This window comes from Amycolatopsis sp. SID8362, from assembly GCF_010550475.1.
Taxonomy (GTDB): Bacteria; Actinomycetota; Actinomycetes; order Mycobacteriales; family Pseudonocardiaceae; genus Amycolatopsis; species Amycolatopsis eburnea.
Genome location: NZ_JAAGNB010001763.1, coordinates 1 through 17,385, shown reverse-complemented (window position 1 = coordinate 17,385; position 17,385 = coordinate 1). Strand labels below are relative to the sequence as shown.

At 71.6% G+C, this 17,385-nt stretch carries 18 protein-coding genes; 8 read left to right on the top strand and 10 right to left on the bottom strand.

The window, feature by feature from the left end; translation table 11 throughout:
• The 10 genes from G3I65_RS53795 to G3I65_RS53750 form a co-directional block, all read right to left on the bottom strand.
• A partial coding sequence (locus tag G3I65_RS53795) for an acyltransferase domain-containing protein (protein ID WP_203612753.1) occupies positions 1-373 on the bottom strand: 373 nt, incomplete at its 3' end.
• On the bottom strand, positions 370-1,407 hold the full coding sequence (locus tag G3I65_RS53790; protein WP_160704054.1) for a ketoacyl-ACP synthase III family protein: 1,038 nt from the start codon (positions 1,405-1,407) through the stop codon (positions 370-372). The genes G3I65_RS53790 and G3I65_RS53795, both read right to left, overlap by 4 nt.
• Positions 1,408-1,419: 12 nt before the next feature.
• Positions 1,420-1,611 (bottom strand): ferredoxin, encoded by a 192-nt coding sequence (locus G3I65_RS53785; RefSeq protein WP_160704052.1) that lies wholly within the window; start codon positions 1,609-1,611, stop codon positions 1,420-1,422.
• An 11-nt stretch (positions 1,612-1,622) separates the two neighbouring features.
• Positions 1,623-2,801, bottom strand: a complete 1,179-nt coding sequence (locus G3I65_RS53780) for a cytochrome P450 (RefSeq protein ID WP_160704050.1) — start codon at positions 2,799-2,801, stop codon at positions 1,623-1,625.
• Positions 2,798-4,303, bottom strand: coding sequence for an FAD-dependent monooxygenase (locus G3I65_RS53775; RefSeq protein ID WP_160704048.1), 1,506 nt, complete (start codon positions 4,301-4,303; stop codon positions 2,798-2,800). The genes G3I65_RS53780 and G3I65_RS53775 overlap by 4 nt, the downstream gene beginning before the upstream one ends.
• Before the next feature lie 40 nt (positions 4,304-4,343).
• Positions 4,344-4,535, bottom strand: coding sequence for a hypothetical protein (locus G3I65_RS53770; RefSeq protein ID WP_160704046.1), 192 nt, complete (start codon positions 4,533-4,535; stop codon positions 4,344-4,346).
• The gene (locus tag G3I65_RS53765) at positions 4,532-6,181 is read right to left on the bottom strand and encodes an acyl-CoA carboxylase subunit beta (RefSeq protein WP_160704044.1); all 1,650 of its coding nucleotides are present in this window, start codon (positions 6,179-6,181) and stop codon (positions 4,532-4,534) included. The genes G3I65_RS53770 and G3I65_RS53765 overlap by 4 nt, the downstream gene beginning before the upstream one ends.
• 532 nt (positions 6,182-6,713) lie before the next feature.
• Positions 6,714-6,929 carry a MerR family transcriptional regulator gene (locus G3I65_RS53760; protein WP_160704042.1) on the bottom strand — a complete coding sequence of 72 codons (216 nt, stop codon included), beginning with the start codon at positions 6,927-6,929 and terminating at the stop codon, positions 6,714-6,716.
• Positions 6,919-7,341, bottom strand: a complete 423-nt coding sequence (locus tag G3I65_RS53755; protein ID WP_160704040.1) for a hypothetical protein — start codon at positions 7,339-7,341, stop codon at positions 6,919-6,921. The genes G3I65_RS53760 and G3I65_RS53755 overlap by 11 nt, the downstream gene beginning before the upstream one ends.
• Positions 7,342-8,037: 696 nt before the next feature.
• Positions 8,038-8,703, bottom strand: coding sequence for an NADPH-dependent F420 reductase (locus G3I65_RS53750; protein ID WP_166641737.1), 666 nt, complete (start codon positions 8,701-8,703; stop codon positions 8,038-8,040).
• 83 nt (positions 8,704-8,786) lie between these two features.
• Here G3I65_RS53750 and G3I65_RS53745 point away from each other — a divergent pair, with 83 nt between their 5' ends.
• From G3I65_RS53745 to G3I65_RS53710, 8 genes are all read left to right on the top strand, one after another.
• On the top strand, positions 8,787-9,134 hold the full coding sequence (locus tag G3I65_RS53745; protein ID WP_160704038.1) for a helix-turn-helix domain-containing protein: 348 nt from the start codon (positions 8,787-8,789) through the stop codon (positions 9,132-9,134).
• A gap of 141 nt (positions 9,135-9,275) precedes the next feature.
• A complete protein-coding gene (locus tag G3I65_RS53740; RefSeq protein WP_160704036.1) occupies positions 9,276-9,689 on the top strand; it encodes a hypothetical protein in 414 nt (137 codons plus the stop codon).
• A 9-nt stretch (positions 9,690-9,698) separates the two neighbouring features.
• Entirely contained in the window at positions 9,699-11,612 is a 1,914-nt protein-coding gene (locus tag G3I65_RS53735; RefSeq protein ID WP_160704034.1) for an Hsp70 family protein, read from the top strand.
• Positions 11,593-13,104, top strand: coding sequence for a hypothetical protein (locus G3I65_RS53730; RefSeq protein ID WP_160704032.1), 1,512 nt, complete (start codon positions 11,593-11,595; stop codon positions 13,102-13,104). The genes G3I65_RS53735 and G3I65_RS53730 overlap by 20 nt, the downstream gene beginning before the upstream one ends.
• Entirely contained in the window at positions 13,101-14,699 is a 1,599-nt protein-coding gene (locus G3I65_RS53725) for a hypothetical protein (RefSeq protein ID WP_160704030.1), read from the top strand. Before G3I65_RS53730 ends, G3I65_RS53725 begins: the two co-directional genes overlap by 4 nt.
• Complete coding sequence (locus G3I65_RS53720) at positions 14,686-14,919, top strand: hypothetical protein (RefSeq protein WP_160704028.1); 234 nt, start codon at positions 14,686-14,688, stop codon at positions 14,917-14,919. Before G3I65_RS53725 ends, G3I65_RS53720 begins: the two co-directional genes overlap by 14 nt.
• Before the next feature lie 35 nt (positions 14,920-14,954).
• A complete protein-coding gene (locus tag G3I65_RS53715; protein WP_160704026.1) occupies positions 14,955-16,601 on the top strand; it encodes a hypothetical protein in 1,647 nt (548 codons plus the stop codon).
• 11 nt (positions 16,602-16,612) lie between these two features.
• Positions 16,613-17,385: toll/interleukin-1 receptor domain-containing protein (locus G3I65_RS53710; protein ID WP_160704024.1), on the top strand; the 773-nt coding region annotated here is incomplete at its 3' end.

The window sequence follows — 17,385 nt, the reverse complement described above, 5'->3', positions numbered from 1 at the left end:
CCCGCGACCGGGCTGCCAGGATGCGCCCGGCCGCGGCCAGGTCGAACACCCCGGCCAGTGCCGCGGCCGCGAGTTCCCCGACGCTGTGCCCGATCAGCCGGGCCGGGCGCAGCCCCCGGTCGAGCAGCACGCGGCCGATGCCGTAGCCGATGGCGAACAGCAGCGGCTGCGCGCGCAGCCCGTCGTCGATCGGCACGCCCGGCGAATCGCCGAGCCAGTCGTCGCGCACGAGCTTTCCCTCGGGCCCCATGGCGGCGAAGAACTCGTCGGCCGCCGCGGCGAAGACCGGCTCACGCTCGTACAGCGCCACGGCCATTCCCGGGTACTGGGAGCCCTGGCCGGGCAACAGCAGGACGAGTCCGCGTCCGGTCATGACCCCTCCGCCCATTCCGGCCGCTCCAGGATGTCGACGACGGCGCCCGACCAGCTGAAGCCGGCGCCGACGCCGATCAGGAGACACCGGCTTCCCGGTCCCGCGGCCCCGGTCCGGACCAGGTGCTCCAGCCCGGCGAACTGGTCGCCCGCGCCGAGGTGGCCGACCGTGCGGCTCCACGGCCAGGTCGTCTGTCCCGGGTGGACGCCGAGCTTGCCGAAGTAGCCCGCCGACAGGCGTTTGCGTCCCAGGTGGGGCAGGACGAACCAGTCGATGCCGTCCAGTTCGGCGTCCGCGTCGGCGAGGGCCCGCTCGATCGCTTCACGCTGGCCGGAACTCGCTTGGGACACCGCGAAGGACCGGCCGGCTTCGGCGACGAAGGCGTCCTTGTAGACGTCCATCTCGACGACCTTCCGGTAGCTGAAGGGCGCCGGGCCGAAGGGCTCGGCACCCCGGTGCATGCCCTCGAGCTCCGACCGGCCGACCGTCGCCACGCTGCGGAGCCTGGCGAAACCGCGGGACCGGGACAGCACGAGGGCGGTCCCGCCGTCGGCGTAGAGCGTTCCCGTGTCGCTGTGCCACCGGTCGAACCCCGGCGGGCAGAACCGGTCGCCGGTGGTGAGCAGCGCCGTTCCCCGGCCGGGCCGCGCCAGCAGGTAGGACGCGGCGAGCTCCAGCGAGACCATCCCGCCGTTGGACACCTGGCCGATCTGGATCGCCGGGCAGGAGTTGCCCACGGCGGCCCGGTGCACGTACGACGCGGGCGCCCACAGGTCCTGGCCCTGGTAGTAGAAACTGGCGTGCAGCAGCAAGTCCACTTCGGACGGAGCACAGCCGGCCCGCGCCAGCGCGACCCGGGCCGCCCTGGCCGCCATCTCCGGGGCCGGCTCCTCTTCCGCGATGGTCACCGAGGCCATGTCCAGCGCGGCCGCGAGCGCGGGCTCGCACAGCCCCTCGGCGATGGCGTCGGTGACGCTCATCGACGGCGGCAGCCAGGAACCGCAGCCCGCCACGAACACGTCGTCGAACCTCATCCGGCGGCCCGCTCACTCGGCCTTGAGCGCGCTGACGGGGCAGATCCGCACGGCGTCGGCCGCCTGGCGGTCGCGGCCGTCGGGCACGGTGCCGTCGAAGCGCAGCACGAGCTCGCCCGCGTCGTCGATCTCGAAGAGGTCCGGCGCGGCGTCCTCGCACAGGCCGTGGCCCTCGCACCGGTTGCGGTCGACCAGGATCTTCATCGGTCTTCTCCTCATCGTCGGAGCGCGGCGGGCAGGGTGGCGATCGCGCGGATGGTGTTGTGCACCCGGTATTCCGGCTCGCCCACCTCGATCACCGACACCTTGTCGGCCAGCGCGTTCAGCAGGGCGTGGCCTTCCAGCCGGGCGAGGCCCTGGCCGACGCAGCCGTGGATGCCGTGCCCGAACCCGACGTGGCTGCTCGCGTTCGGGCGCGTCACGTCGAAGGTGTCGGGCGCGTCCCAGTACCGTTCGTCCCGGTTGGCCGAGCCGTACAGCATCAGGGCCCGCGAGCCGGCGGGCAGCGTCGTCCCGCTCAGCTCGCGGTCGGCCGTCAGCAACCGGGACAGCCCGCGGATGGGCGCGTCGTAGCGGATGACTTCGTTGAGGGCGTTGGGGATCAGCGACCGGTCCGCCCTGATCGCCCGCCACTGGTCGGGGTGCTTGCCGAACAGCAGCATGGCGCTGGAGAGGGCCGAGACCGTGGTGTCCAGGGAGGGGACGAGGTAGTCGCCGATCATCGCCGGCAGCAGTTCCCGGCTGAGGGTGCCCGCCTCGGCCGCCGCCACGAGGTCCGCGCCCCAGCTCCCGGGACGGAGCCTGCCGGGAACGGCCATCTCGGCCATGAACCCCCACATCCCCCGCAGCGTCCCGAGATCGGCCTGGGCGCGCTCGTTCATCGGGCCGAGCGCGTTGAAGCCGGCCGAGGCCCAGGCGAGGAAGTCGTCGCGGCCCTCCGCGGGCCAGCCGAGCAGGTCGGGGACGACCGACAGCGGGAACAGCTGGGCGAAGTCCACGACCACGTCGAAGCTGCCGCGCTCGAGCAGCCGGTCGACCAGCTCGGCGGCCAGCCGCTCGAACAGCTCCTTGTGCCGGCGCAGCGCTTTCGGGGTCAGCGGAACGCCCATGATGCCGCGCAGGTGGTCGTGGTACGGCGGGTCGCTGACGAGCGCGCTGCCCTTCATCTTCTGGTTGAGCGGGTCGTTGAGCGCGACCCCGGAGCCGGACGAGAACCCTTCGTGGTCGTGCAGGGCGTCGTAGACGTCCTGGTACCTGGCGACCGCGTAGACCTGGTACTGCTCCATCCACACCGCGGGGCCGGTGTCCCTGAGCGTCCGGTACGCCTCGTACGGCGAAAGGATCGCCTCCTCGGCGTAGAGATCGATGTCGGTACTGGGGATCACCGTCGTCACAGCAGGCCCTTCTCGTCGGGGTGGTTCCGGTTCGGGAGCGGAGCGCCGAACCAGCGCTCCAGCGCGGTGTCGAGCGCGGCGGCGGTTCCCGGTGCCGTCCAGGCGACGTAGCCGTCGGGACGCACCAGGAGCGCGCCGGTGTCCGTGAGCCCGCTGCCGGCGTCGAGCGCGTACGGCGTCGCGGTGACCACGTCCACCCGGTCGGCCCAGCCCGCCGCGGCGGTACGGAGCCCGGCGTCGTCGCCGAAGTCCAGCAGGACGCCGCGGGCCGGGTGGAGCAGTTCGTACGCGCGGATCTTGCCGTCGCCGCGGACGAGGTCGTGGTCGGGCAGCCGCCTGCCGAGCAGCGGGTGTTCGCCGGCTCCGGTGTCGTAGCGGACGTCCAGGCCGCTCACCATGCCCGCGAGGTGGCGGCCGACGACGTCCAGCCCCATCAGCTCCGCCATCACCTCGCGAAGCGGCTCGACCTCGCTGCCGCTCAGGTAAAGCAGTCCCTGCGCGAGCGTGTTGCGCAGGAGCCGCACGCCCGCCGGGTGCCGCTCGGCGTGGTAGGTGTCCAGCAGCCCGGCGGGCGCCCGGCCGAGCACGTGCGCGGCGAGCTTCCAGCCGAGGTTCACCGCGTCCTGGACGCCGAAGCTGAGCCCCTGGCCGCCGGCCGGCAGGTGGGTGTGCGCGGCGTCGCCTGCCAGCAGCACCCGGCCGCGCCGGTACTCGGTGACCTGGCGGGTGGCGTCACCGAACGCGCTCACCCACACCGGCCTGCCGTGCCCGATGTCTTCACCGGTGATGCGCTGCCAGGCCGCGGCCACTTCGGCGAACTCCGGCGGCCCGCCGCGCCGCCGGGGCGGGGCACCGCGCTCGCACACGATGATCCGGTCGACGCCGTCACCGGTCGGCGCCGACATCACCATGCCACCGGGCAGCTTTTCCCCGATCGGCCGCGCCCGCAGGGCACACCCGGCGACGTCGGCCAGGAACATCTCCCGCGTCGCGTCGGTCCCGGGGAAGGCGAAGCCCGCCAGCTTGCGGACCGAACTGCGGCCGCCGTCGCAGCCGACCAGGTACTCCGCCCGGAGCCGGGCGAGCCCGTCCGGACCGCGGACCTCGATTTCGACGCCGTCGCCGGTGTCGTGCAGCCCGACGAGCTCCCGGTCCCGGAGCACCGGTGCGCCGAGCTCTTCGACCCACTTCGCGAGCACGGCTTCCGTCCGCGTCTGGGGAATGCCCCTGGCCCCGAAGTGGGCACCTTCGAGCACCGTGTAGTCGAGCGGCACGCCCCCGAAGTGGCCACGGGGACTGATCTCGACGTCCCCGAACCCCGGCAGCAGGCCGCGCTGGTCGAAGACCTCGAGGGTCCGCGCGGTGAAACCCAGGCCGCGGGATTCGCCGGAGGGCCGGGAAAGGCGTTCGACGACCAGGACCTCCACCCCGGCGAGGCGGAGTTCACCGGCGAGCATCAGCCCGACGGGCCCCGCGCCCACCACGATCACGGCAGCGTTCATCCGAGTCTCCTAGCGCTAATGGAGCGAAAAAAGGGGTGGCTTACGGGAGCGTCGTCGTCTGCCAGCTGTGCGCGACGACGAATCCGGACGGCTTTCCCGGAGCACTCCACCCGGCTTTCGGCGCGCTGCCGGAATCGCGCGCGACCGGCGGCCGGCAGAGCAGGGCGACGACGAGCGCCGCCAGTTCTTCCGCGTCGAGACCGACCGCGCCCCGCCGCGGGATCTCCCTCACTGCGGCGGATTCCCGTGCTTGCGGGCGGGCAGCGCGGCGTGCTTGCCCCGCAGCATCGCCAGGCAGCGGACCAGCGCCGAGCGGGTGTCGCGCGGGTCGATCACGTCGTCGACCAGCCCGCGCTCGGCGGCGTAGAACGGGTGCATCAGCTCGCTGCGGTACTCGTCGATCTTCTGCCGCCGCATCTTCTCGGGGTCTTCGGCGGCGGCGATCTCCCGCCGGAAGATGACGTTGGCCGCGCCTTCCGCGCCCATCACGGCGATTTCGTTGGTCGGCCAGGCGAGCGAGACGTCGGCGCCGATCGACCGCGAGTCCATCACGATGTAGGCGCCGCCGTAGGACTTTCGGAGGATGACCTGGACCCGCGGCACGGTCGCGTTGCAGTAGGCGTACAGCAGTTTCGCGCCGTGCCTGATGATCCCGTTGTGCTCCTGGTCCACGCCGGGCAGGAACCCCGGGACGTCCACGAACGTCACGAGCGGGATGTTGAAGGCGTCGCAGAGCTGCACGAAGCGGGCCGCTTTTTCGCTGGCGTGGATGTCCAGCACGCCGGCCAGCAGGCACGGCTGGTTCGCCACGACACCCACCGGGTGCCCGTCGAGCCGGCCGAGCGCGCAGACGACGTTGGCCGCCCAGCTTTCGTGCACCTCGAGGAAATCGCCGTCGTCGAGCACCTCCCCGAGGACCGCGCGGATGTCGTACGAGCGGCTCGGGTCCACCGGAACCAGGTCCATGACGGCGTCGAGGCGCCGGTCGGCCGGATCGCCGGAGCGCCGGACGGGCGGCAGTTCCCGGTTGTTGGCGGGCAGCAGCGAGATCAGGTGCCGCACGTCGGCCAGGCAGGAAACCTCGTCGTCGTAAGCGAAGTGGGCCACCCCGGAGCGGCCGGCGTGCACGTCCGCGCCGCCGAGGCCGTCCATCGAAACCCGTTCGCCGGTGACGGCCTGCACCACGTCCGGGCCGGTGACGAACATCTGCGAGATCCCGCGGACCATGAACACGAAGTCGGTCAGTGCCGGCGAATACGCCGCACCACCCGCGCACGGGCCCAGCATCACGCTGATCTGCGGGATCACCCCGGAACAGCGGACGTTGCGCCGGAAGATCCCGCCGTAGGCGGCCAGCGCGGTCACCCCTTCCTGGATCCGGGCGCCGGCGCCGTCGTTCAGGCTGACCACCGGGGCTCCCGCGGCTTCGGCCAGGTCCATCAGCTTGTGGATCTTCGCGGCGTGCGCCTCGCCGAGCGCCCCGCCGAAGATCCGGAAATCGTGTGCGTAGACGAAAACCGTCCGCCCGTGCACGGTGCCCCAGCCGGTCACCACGCCGTCGGAGTGCGGGCGGCGCCGGTCCAGCCCGAACGCCGTCGCGCTGTGCCGCCGCAACGCCTCGACCTCCGTGAACGAACCGGGGTCGAGCAGCAGCTCGATCCGTTCGTGCGCGGTCAGCTTGCCCTTGTCGTGCTGACGCCGGGTGGCCTGGGGATCCGGGCCCAGGCGGGCGCCCGCCTTGATCGCTTCGAGCTCGCCGACGGTGTCGTGCAGGGTTCGCGCCGGCGGGTCGGCGAGCGCGAGCTTCGGGTTCACGGCTTCGGCACGCGGGCCGGAAGTGGTCTCTTCGGTGATGCTCACTGCGTACGACTCCCCCATGGACGGACTTCGGGACGCGGCAACGGCGTTCTCCGGCGGCTGAGCCGGGAGACGGGCGCGGAGGACGATGGGTGCCGAGGGCACCGGGGTGGCCCCGAATATTTCGGAAGACACCGTGTAGCGGGAATTTGGACACACTTCTACCGCCACCAACAGCGTGACACCGCCTGGTTCGGCTGTCAAGCCCGAGCTTCGGACAAGGGTCGCCGCAGACTGTCCACAAAGGATTGAACGGCGAAGGGGACCCCCGCTGTCGCGAGAGTCCCCTTTGCCGTCCAGCGCTGCCTAGTGCGGTGACCGGATACGTTCGCCGGGTTGCGATGGCAGCGCCGACCACAACAACCCCGGCGGCCAACTCACCAACCGGAACGGCCAACTCACCAACCTGTCATGAAAGAGTCATTCACCTCACCAGACGACATGAATGACCCATTCACAACATCCCCGCGACGCCGGTCACCCGCTCGCCGGCGCGACTTTGCCGGGACCCTGCCCCAGGACCCCGACCCGATGAACCTTCGTGGTCACCGCACTAGGCCGGACCTTCGTCGCCGACGTCATCGGCCGCGCCGCCGGCGACGATCGCCATCAGTTCGGCCAGGTCGTACTCGGCCCGCCCCGGGCTCCCGTAGCGCACCAGCTTGCCGCGGCTCGCCCACTTCCTGATCGTCGACTCCCGCACCCCGGCCGCCATCGCCGCGAGCTGGGTCGGCACGGTCTGACGACGCCGTGCGGCTTCACGCTCCATCCGCGCTCCCGGCGGCTCGGCGCTTCGTCTTCGCGAGCCGGTCGGCCAGCGGCAGCCACTGGTGGGCCTTCCACACATGGCCGGACTCACAGCTGACGTGGCCGGTCAGCGCGCTGCCACCGTCCCCGTGTGTGGTGGCGAACAGGACGCTCTCGCACCCCGGCCGCACACACTGCCCCAGCTCCAGGTGGATCCGCGCGCCCGGCTGGGCCGCCCGGCGCGCGGACTTCGCCAGCGTCGTCACCTCGTCGACGAAATCGGTGGCCGCCGGGTGCGCCAGCAACCAGTCCACGTGCGCGCCGACGAAGGCCGCCAGGGTGGCGACATCGCGCCGGACCGGTCTCGCGACCGCGCGTTCGGTCGTGACCAGACCGGCCCAGGAAGCCAGGATCGCGACAATGTCCGAACGCACCGAAACCGCGGTGTCATTCAGTTGCGTGTCCTTCACGAAACGCCCGCTCACCTTCTCCGTGAACGCCCTGGGCGCCGAGATGAGCAGGGATTCGCAGTCGTCGTACAGTCTCGGCAGTTCGGCCAAGTCCGCGGCGATCCGGTCCCGGCACCCGGAACAGCGCACACGCTGGACCTCACCGCAGTCCGGTGCCACGCAAGAATCAACGGACACTTCAATCACCCCTCCGATAAAGCTTCTGGGTAGCAACATCTTGCCGGGACACGACTCGGCCCGGCCACGGCGAACCATCGAATTGGTCGCCGATGACCGGTCTGGTGATCCACCCGGAAACACGACGTTCACAAACCCGGGATCAACGCCTGCAAGACAGATCGCTCCCCCAGCGGTTTGCTCACGAAACGTGCAACGTTCAACGAAACAGGCCCCAGTTGCCGATGCCCGAGAATCGCCCCAGTGATTTCCTGGCATCTACGGCGGGAGACTACCAGCGCGGAGAACGAGGCGCCAGCGAGTGCCGCTCCGTGAATTTCCCACAGAAAGCCGAGGTAGATGCGGGGTTACCCGAACGGAATTGAGTGGCCGATAAACAGAGAGTACCGGGTCGACCACTCACGGATTGAAGGTCGGATAGCCGAAGGTAAAATCGGTAAAACTGGACACTTCAGGCAAGCAAATGCCGTGATTATTGAACGTTCACATTCCCGCGGTCCCCGCGCGCAGGAGACCGGGGTCGACGTCCGGAACCGCGAAGCGCGGGTTGGCGCCGGCAGCGACCAGACGCATCACGAAACCGGCGGCTTCCTCGACCTGCCGGGCAGCGGCGAGCCCGCCCACCACCGCGGTCCGCGCGCCGAGATCAGCGACCAGCGCGGCCGTCCGGCTCACGGCGCCGGTGTCGTCACCGCAGAGCGCGACCACCGGCGACGCACCCACGTCACCGGTGAACGGCCAGGAAGCGCCCGCGAACAAGTGCAACGCCTTGACCACCCGGGCGCCGGCCGCGACGTCGGCGACCAGTTCGGCGGCCGACCCGCGCTCCGGGAGCAAGCGCCCGGTCGCGTAATCCACGGCATTGGTGCAGTCGACCACGGTCTTTCCCGCCAGCCTCCCCTCGGCCCCGCCGACGAGCCGCAGCGCGTCCGTCAGACCTTCCCACGCGATCGCCACCACGATGGCCTCGGCCTGATCCGCGAGCCGACCCGGGTCGACCGCCGTCGCGGCGGCACCGATCTGCTCCGCGGCGGCCTTCGCCCGCTCGGGGCTCCGGCCGGTGACCGCGATCGAGTGCCCGGCGCTCGCCCACGCGCTCCCCAGTGCCACCGCGAGGTTCCCGGTTCCCAGCAGTCCGATCTTCACCATGATCTCCTTCGTCTCGTTGTCACGCCGACGCTAAGAGACCGGCTCCTACCAATCGGTAGGACCGCCGGTGGAAGACTGGCCACGTGAACGAACAGGGCTGCGAGACCTTCATCTCGGACTGTCACGTACGGGCCGCGGTCGAACTCGTCAGCCACACGTGGGATCCGGTCATCGTCTCCGCGCTGCGGCTGGGACCGACTCGGCGGAGCGTTCTCCTGGACCGCATCGCCGGGGTCAGCGACAAGGTGCTGACCGAGTCCCTCCGGCGCCTGACCGCACGGGGCCTGGTCGCGCGGGCGCCCCACGAAGCGGGGCGCGACGCCGCCGTCTACGAACTCACCCCGCTGGGAGCGTCCTTCGCCGAGGGTCCCTTGGCGCACCTCGCCGAGTGGGCCGCGGAGAACCAGGCCGCCCTGTCACCGGCGTCCTGACCCGCCATTCAGCGGCCGGACCCGGTAGTAACTCCAAGCGACTACGAGTATGGTCTGGGTCACGAGTGGGGGTCTGAATACATGCACGACATTTCGTCGACTGGGAAACAGCCTGTCACCTCGCTCTTCGCGCTGCCGCCCGTGGTGCCGCGCGGAAGCCGCTACGCGCAGCTCGGCATCGCGCCGGAAGCCACGGCCGCCGAGGTCCGGGCGGCCACCGACCGGTACGTCGCCCGGCTGAAGGCGGCCGGCGCGAGCGACGACGTGATCGCCGAGGCGCACGCGGTCAGCCTGGAGAAGCCCGACGCCAGAGCCGCGTACGACGCGGAACACCCGCCGCTGGCGTTGCTGCGGCTGGAACCCGCGTGGGACCGCGTCTTCGACGATCGGGCGACCAGCCTCGCCGCGTTGCGCCGCGAGCTCGAACGCTTTCTGCTCGACGCCGGGGAGGTGGTCCACCACCCGGACGACACGACCCGGACGGACTTCACCGCGGACTTCCGGCCGACCCCGTTGCTCGACGGCGAGCGGCCGGGCGACCGCACCCACGAATGACCGGAGACCATGAACGAGAACCTGCACCGGGTCGTCGGCATCGACCTCGGCACCACGTACTCCGCGGTCGCGCTCTTCGACGCCGATGAGGACACCGCGACGATCGTGCCCGACCGGGCGTTCGGCCCCGAGGCCGACACCACCCCCTCCGTGGTCGGCTTCGACCCGCACGAAGGCCGGGTGGTCGTCGGCGCCGAGGCGAAACGGGCGATGTCCCTGCCCGGGCGCGGCCGCGAGACGATCATCGAGATCAAGCGCGAGATGGGTGTGGTCTTCACCGAGGAGACGCTCAAGCGCTTCGGTGCCGGCGGCACGTCGTTCCGCGAAGGCGACCCGCTGCGCGTGCGGCTGCACGGCGAATGGCTCCGGCCGCAGGAGGTCAGCGCCCTGGTGCTGATGCGGATGAAGGAGATCGCCGAACGCGAGCTCGGCGGCGGCGTCCACGACGCGGTCGTCACCGTGCCCGCCTATTTCACCGAGCGGCAGAAGAAAGCCACCGAGGAAGCGGCGCTGCTGGCGGGCCTGCACCCGCGCCAGCTGATCCCGGAGCCCACCGCCGCGGCGATCGCGTACGGGGTGGACAGCGCCGAGGACGAACCCCGCGTCTACCTCGTCTTCGACCTCGGCGGCGGCACGTTCGACGTGTCGATCATCGAGACCAGGGACCGGCGGATCACCGTGCTGGCCACCGCGGGCGACGCGCGGCTGGGTGGCGGCGACTTCGACGCGGCCGTCGCGGACTGGCTGGGTGAACGGACCGGCCGCACGTCCCCGAGCGCCGATGAACGCATGCAGGCGCTGGCCGCCGCGGAAAAGGCCAAGCGCGAGCTTTCCCTGCGCGAGACGACCACGATCGACCTCGGCGACGGGACGGCACCGGTCGAGCTCGACCGCGCCCGGTTCAAGTCCTTGATCAAGCCGACGCTGGACCGATCGCTCAAGAAGGTGGTCGAGGCGCTGAACATGACGAAGCCCGGCCCGGCCGAGCCACCGGTGAAAGTGGACGCGGTCCTGCTGGTCGGCGGCTCGACCCGCATCCCGCTCGTGCGGGAGATGCTGGTGGAGCACTTCGGCGAGGACGACGACTTCGTCCGCGCCGACGGCGACCCCGACACGCTCGTCGCCCGGGGTGCCGCGCTGCTCGCCCGGCGCTTCGAGCCGTCGGAGTCGTTCGACTTCGACCGCCGCCCGGCCGGCCTGCGCGAGTCCGACGAGGACGAGTTCGACATCAGGCTCATCACCGAGCACACCTTGGGCGTCGGGGTGCAGGACAACAAGTTCGACCCCCTGATCGAACGCGGCGCGAAGATCCCCAACCACAAGCAGAAGCGCTACACCAACCAGAAGGACTCCGAGAACGTCGAGGTGCCGATCTACCAGGGCGAGGCGGACCTCGTGTTCGACAACACGCGCGTCGGCACGATCGTCCTCGACAAGATCGAGCCGCGCGAGGCCGGGTACCACCAGTTCGACATCACGTTCAAGCTCGACGTCAACGGGTTGCTCGAGGTCAAGGTGTTCCACGCCAACGCGGGCCGCGAGTACGAAGCGACGTTCCGGCAGAGCACCAGCATCGGCAAGATCGACATGCTGGCCGAGAGCAGGCGGCGGCTGCTGCGGCTGCTCCAGCCGCGCACCGAGGCCGAGCCGAGCCGGCCGGACCCGGCGGCGGAGCCGTTCACCTTCACCCTGCCGCCGCCGGTGGAGCCGGTGCCCGACGAAGCTCCCGCGGTCGAGCCCGACGCCGTGCCCGCGGAGTTCCGGCGGCTGTTCCGCAAGGTCACCGCGTGGACCTCGGACCACGAGGCACCGGAGGACCTCACCGCCGCGCTGCGCGAATTCACGGAGGCGGTGCGCACGGGCGCCGAGCTGGACGACCTCGCCGACCGCCTCGAGGACGCCTATGACCGCGCCCGGCGATGAGCCCGTCCAGCTGATCGCGCAGGAGCTCGACGCGGAGTACGTCGGCGTCGGCAGGCGCGGCACGCTGTACCGCGCGCCGGCCCGGCGGCGCTGGTACCGGCTGATCCCGCGCGCCGAGCTGAGCGCGGACCACCGCGACGAGCTCAAACGCTGGCAGCACCGCCCGGCGGGTGCCGGTCTCGCCCCTGTCGTGCCCGCCGACACGGCGGGCGACCAGCAACGTCTCGGCGGCCGCTGGTACCAGGTGGTCTGCTACGAGACCGGGGCGTGGCGCGGTCTCGCCGACGCCATCGCCGATCCGGACCCGGCCCGGCGCGTCGACGCGGTCGTCGCCGCGCTGCGCGCGCTGCCCGGCTGGTGGGAGTCGCTCGGGCCGGGGATGGTGCCGATGCCCGCCGACATCACGGTCACCGACGACGGGCCGGAGCTCCTGCCGCTGCCGCTCTGGGGCGCGCCGTCGTTCACGGAGCTGTTGAGCGGCCCGGAGCGGGTGCTGCACCTGGCCCCGGACGTGGCGCGCGGCCAGACCGCGGTCGGCCGGGAGGACGACCTGTTCGCGCTGGCGGTGGCCGCGTTGCGCAGCTTCGGCACCAGTCCCGACGCCGACGCCGAACGGCTGCTGCACCGCGCGGCCTGCGCGGTGCCGCCGTCCGGGGAACGGCTCGACGGCAGGCTGCCGGTCTGGATGCGCCGCGTCGGCCCGATCCGGGCGGTGCTGGACGACCTGTGCGAGCTGACCACCGCGCCCCGGCGCGGCGACGTCGACGTCACCTGGCTCGCGGACCGGTTGCAGCGCGCCAGGGACGCCATGGACCCGCTGGCCGCGGTCCGGGCGCTGCGGAACGCGGGCGAGCCGGACCAGGCGCTGTCGCTGGCGCGCGCGGTGCTGGTCGACGATCCGCAGTACGACGTGCTGGTGCTCGCCGCCACCATCGCCTACCAGGACAACGCGGCACCGCTGGAAGCGCTGACCCTGCTCGACCGCGCGGTGGAGGCCGACCCGGAGCGGGTCGAGGCGTACGACGAGCAGATGTCGGTCATCGCCTTCGGTGAGCTGTGGACGATGGTGCTGTCGGTGCTGTCCGACGCCATCGACGACTCGTTCACGCGCCGGCTCGACACCACCGTGCAGACCGCGTTCCACCGGCTGCCGCACGCGTTGCGCAGCAAGCACTCCCCCGCGATGGCCAGCCACCTCATCCGCCAGGGCAAGGTGCGCGAGGCGAACGCGTTCGTGCACCAGTGGCTCCACGACGGCGGAACGCTGACGTGGTGGCGGTTCGACCTCATGCTGGCCTACGCCTCGACGTTCTGGCTGCTGGGCCGCCGCCGCGAGGCCATCGAGGTCGGCGAGGTGCTGAGGCAGGGCCTGAAACGCGTGCGGCACAACGGATCCGTGGAGACGGCCGCGATCGACCTGTACGAGCTGCTGCTCATGCAGCTCGAGGAGGAGATGAGGCACGCGGACGAGTTCGGGGAGGAACAACGGTGAACGCGGTGCTGATCGTGGTGTGCGCCCTCCTGCTCGTGGTGTGCCTGGCGGGCGCCTGGTACTTCCTCGTCGTCGTGCCGAGCCGCTGGCGGGTGCCGCTGCACGAGGCGCTGGTGCTCCTCGGGCGCGACCGGCACCAGCGGGCGGACCTGGAGCAGGCCGACCGGCTGCTCGACCGGGCGATGAACGCCGGCCCACGCGGACGCGACCTCGCCGACACGCGGTTCGCGCACGCGTTCGTCCGCGCGATGCTCGGCACCTACCAGTCCGACCGGTACTGGGCCGCGGCCACCGCGGTCGACAGCCTGGCCACCGCTTCCGGGCACGATCCCGCCGGCGCGCACCTCGCGGTGTGGTTGCAGCACAAGCTGGAACGCCACGAACGCGCGGTCGAGCTCTACCGCGAGCACGAGGCCGTGCTCGCCGGACGGCCGGGCGCCCGCACCGCCGCCGCGTCGTCGCACCTGCACCTGGCGGGCGCGCACTGGCGGCGCCGGGAGACCGACGAGGCCATGCACCACTTCGACCGGGTCCGCGACCTGGGCGTGCTGACTGACGAGATCCCGAAGGCGGCCGCCAACCTCCACGTCCTCAAGGGCATCCAGCTGTTCTTCGACCACCGGCACGCCGACGCCCGCGCGGCGTTCGAAGCCGCCCGTGAGCGCGCGACCGAACGCGAGCAGAGCACCGTCGAGGCGGAACTCGGCCTGCTCGCGTGCGACTGGGAGGCGGGCGACCCGGAGGAGCTCGAAGGACGGCTGACGCGGATCGCCGAAAACCTGGCCACGCACCAGGAAGACGAGACGGACGAGGAGTACCGCAAGCAGCTGCGCACCGCGGTGGTGCTGCTCTGGGTGACGACGCTCCTGCGGCGCTGGGCGAGCAGGCCGGCCGAGTCCGGCGCCCCGGGCTCCGACGACCGCCGCGAGCTGGCGGACCGGGTCAACGAGCTGATCGAGGCGGACGAGGAGCTGGGTGACCCGTTCCTGGTCGAAGGACTGATCTGGTACTACTTCGCCGCCAACGAGGGCGAGCGCGACACGGCGCTCGCGATCCTCGAGCGGGGCATGGGTCTGCAGGGCGCCAAGGCGATCGCCGTGCCCGAGGTGCTGGAGCTGGTGGAGAAGGAACGCGCGCTCGGCGGGCAGGGCGACGCGCTGTCGCGGTTCCTGCGGCTGGTGCACGAGTTCCTCGCCGATCCCGCGGTACCCGCCCGCCACCGCGACGAGCTCCGCTCGCTGCGTGACCAGTTCGCCCGCTACGCCGACGACCTCGGCGAGGACCTGGCGCTGCCACAGCGTCCCGACTCGCCCGAGGAGCTGCGGCAGCGGATCGACGCGATGCGCCGCCGCATCGAGCTGATCATCTATCCACGCCTGCGCGACCTGCCCGAAGACGCCCCCTCCCGGGTCGTGCTGCGGGAGCGGCTGGCGGAGCTGGACGAGGTCGCCGAACTGTTCGCCGCGCAGGCGGAGGTACTGCACCAGAGCGAGCACCAGCTCGTGATCACGACCGGAGAATTCCTGCTGCCGCAGGAGGAATGGGGCCAGGGCGATGGGGCTGTCGACAGCGTGGGCGCGGATGTGGAAGCGTGACAGGTCACCGGGACTCGACCGCGAACGGCTCGTGGCGCTGCTGCCCGAGGTGGAGTACCGCAGGGCGCCCGACGAGCAGCAACTGTTCGACGAAGCCTCCCTGCCTGCCTCGCTGCCACTGATGCTGAAGCTCGACCAAGAGGCCGAGTACCTGCTCTGCCGCGAGGTCGCCGAACGCGCGCTCGGTTCCGTGCCGGAGCCCGACTCGCTGCCCGGCTGACGCCCACCACGCCACGCCCGCCGGGAAGGACGAGGATGACCGACGACCGGGCCCAGCGCGACACGCCCGCACTGCCGTACCAGCCGCCCCGGCTGCCCGACCTCTCGGCGCCGGCCTTCGGCGGCACCGACCTCGTCGAGCACTTCCGCCGGCTGGAGGAGATCACGCGGCGGCGTGCCGACCGGCAGGCGGCGCCGTCGACCCTCTTCCTGCCCGACTTCGTCACCCTGGCCGCCGAGGACTCACTCGACCTCGGCGACCTCGGCGAGGACCTGCTCGAGGACGCCCGCGCCAACATCGCGCGCGGCGAGTACGCGCTCGCGCTGGAGCAGCTCGCGGAGTTCCTCGAGCTCTCCCCCGGCCGGTCCGAGGCGCGCTACCTGCAGGCGTACTGCCACTACCGGCTCGGTGACCTGATGACGGCCCTGGAAATCACGCTGCCGATGCGGCATGAGCGGCTGGACGATCCCGCCGTGCGCAAGGGCGTGCTCGACCTGCGGGCCACGCTGTGCGACGTGCTGACGCCCGTGGAGGTCGGCACGTTCCTCGACACGCGCCACCGCGATCCGCGCGCCGCCGACGACCGGCTCCGGCGTTTCATCGACGTCGCGCCGGAGCAAACCGAGCCGCCGTACCTGCTCGCGCTGCTGCAGGCGGTGGACGGCGACTACGTGTCGGCGTTCCACACCGCGCGCAACGCCGCCGATCGAGCCGACGGCGACGTGGCGCACCTGCGCGCGCTCGCCGACGCGCTCGCCCTCCTGGCCGTGCGGCCGCTGTCGAAGGATGTCGTGCGCGCGTTGTACGACGGCGCCTACCAACGGGCCCGCAAGGCGTTGGCGCGGCTGGACCGCCAGTGGCGTGAGCTGGAGATGCTGCGTGACCTCGACGGGTTCCTCGCCCAGCTGACCCGCACCAACCGGTCGCCGTCGAAACCGTTGCCCGCGCCCAACATCCCGGCCGACCGCGCCACGCGGCTCTACGCGCTGATCGCCGATCTGCACCGGGAGGAAGCCCTCGATCTGGTCGACGCCCGGCGCTGGGCGGAGGCGGAGCGGGTGCTGGCCGAGATCCTGCGCGTGGTGCCCGCCTACCCGCCGCCGAACCTCCTGTACGCGTTCTGCCTGCTGTCCCAGGGCAAGGAGCCGGAGCGAGCCATCGCCGCCGCCGAGGTCGCCGCCCGCGACCCGGAGCTGCCGGAGGCGAAGGCGTTGCTGCGCACGGCCAAGCAGCTGCGGGAGGTGCTGGCCATCAACGCGGCGTTCGAAGAGCACAACAACGCCGTGGGACGGGTCGGCTCGCCGCCGACCCGCGAGCAGCTGATCACCCTGCGCCGCAGCATGGAACAGCTCCGGGGGCGCCTCCCCAAGCTGGCGGCGATGGCCACGACCAGGGACAGCACGAGGCGCGTGCGCGAGCTCGGGCAGGCCGTGACGAAGCAGGTGCGGGAGATCGACCTGGCCATGGCCGACCTGGAGGTCTCCGCGCTGGTCGAGCGGTTCAACGAGTGGGCGCGGCAGCTGACGCTCGGCTGGCCGGTCGGCTCGCCCGGCCGCTCGGACCGGCTGGAGGGCGAGCTGATCGCCGCGGAGGCGGAGCGGCTGAAGGCCACGCACCCGCACGCCCGGCAGCTCCTGCAGCAAATGATCAACGGCATCGACCGAGCCAGGCGCTTCCGGTGAGGGGGCAGCAGATGACCGAGCCCGACGGCCACGACGGGTGGGACGTCTTCATCAGCTACGCGCGTGAGGACTACCAGAAGGCCAGAGACCTCGCGGACAGCCTGCACCAGTGCATCACGTCCCGAGGGGTGCCGCCGCGGATCTTCATCGACGTCGACCGGGAGGGCCTGCCGCCGGGGGTGGACTGGGAGCAGTACATCGAGGCGGCGCTGCCCCGGTCCCGGTACTTCGTCGCCCTCTACTCGCTGCGCTACTTCGCCAAGAACGTCTGCCTGTTCGAGCTGCAGCGCGCGGTCGACCTCACCAAGGCGGGCACGGTCGGGTTCATCCCGGTGCTGATGGAGGAGGCGGCCAAGGACAAGATCTGGTTCACCGCCAGCAAGTACAACTGGGTCGCGGTCACCCACCCGAACTGGTTCGAGACCCTGCGGGACGCACTGGGCCTGCGTCCCTCGCCGAGCAGCAGGCAGCTGCGGTTCGAAGCACCCGTGTCCGACGCCGTGGTCAACCACACCCTCCCGACGGTCCGGGTGTCGGTCGGCGGCGCGCACGGGGCCGCGGTGCCGGCGAGCGGTGAGCCGATCTCGCTCACCACCGTGCCGCCCGGCTCCGGGCTCAACGGCACGCTGGTCGTCCCCACCGTGCACGGCACGGCGACGTTCGCCGACCTGTCGTTCCGCCGGGCGGTCGGGTCCGTCCGGCTGCGGGCGCAGGCACCCGGCTGCGAACCCGTCGAGACCGCGCCGATCCAGGTGAGCCCGCCCGCGCCGCAGCCGAGCGGCCC

Excerpts from the sequence above, each read along its gene's own strand:
- G3I65_RS53790 (WP_160704054.1), bottom strand. The coding sequence starts at position 1,407 with ATGAGGTTCGACGACGTGTTCGTGGCGGGCTGCGGTTCCTGGCTGCCG.
- G3I65_RS53785 (WP_160704052.1), bottom strand. The coding sequence starts at position 1,611 with ATGAAGATCCTGGTCGACCGCAACCGGTGCGAGGGCCACGGCCTGTGC.
- G3I65_RS53775 (WP_160704048.1), bottom strand. The coding sequence starts at position 4,303 with ATGAACGCTGCCGTGATCGTGGTGGGCGCGGGGCCCGTCGGGCTGATG.
- G3I65_RS53765 (WP_160704044.1), bottom strand. The coding sequence starts at position 6,181 with ATGGGGGAGTCGTACGCAGTGAGCATCACCGAAGAGACCACTTCCGGC.
- G3I65_RS53760 (WP_160704042.1), bottom strand. The coding sequence starts at position 6,929 with ATGGAGCGTGAAGCCGCACGGCGTCGTCAGACCGTGCCGACCCAGCTC.
- G3I65_RS53750 (WP_166641737.1), bottom strand. The coding sequence starts at position 8,703 with ATGGTGAAGATCGGACTGCTGGGAACCGGGAACCTCGCGGTGGCACTG.
- G3I65_RS53735 (WP_160704034.1), top strand. The coding sequence starts at position 9,699 with ATGAACGAGAACCTGCACCGGGTCGTCGGCATCGACCTCGGCACCACG.
- G3I65_RS53730 (WP_160704032.1), top strand. The coding sequence starts at position 11,593 with ATGACCGCGCCCGGCGATGAGCCCGTCCAGCTGATCGCGCAGGAGCTC.
- G3I65_RS53720 (WP_160704028.1), top strand. The coding sequence starts at position 14,686 with ATGTGGAAGCGTGACAGGTCACCGGGACTCGACCGCGAACGGCTCGTG.
- G3I65_RS53715 (WP_160704026.1), top strand. The coding sequence starts at position 14,955 with ATGACCGACGACCGGGCCCAGCGCGACACGCCCGCACTGCCGTACCAG.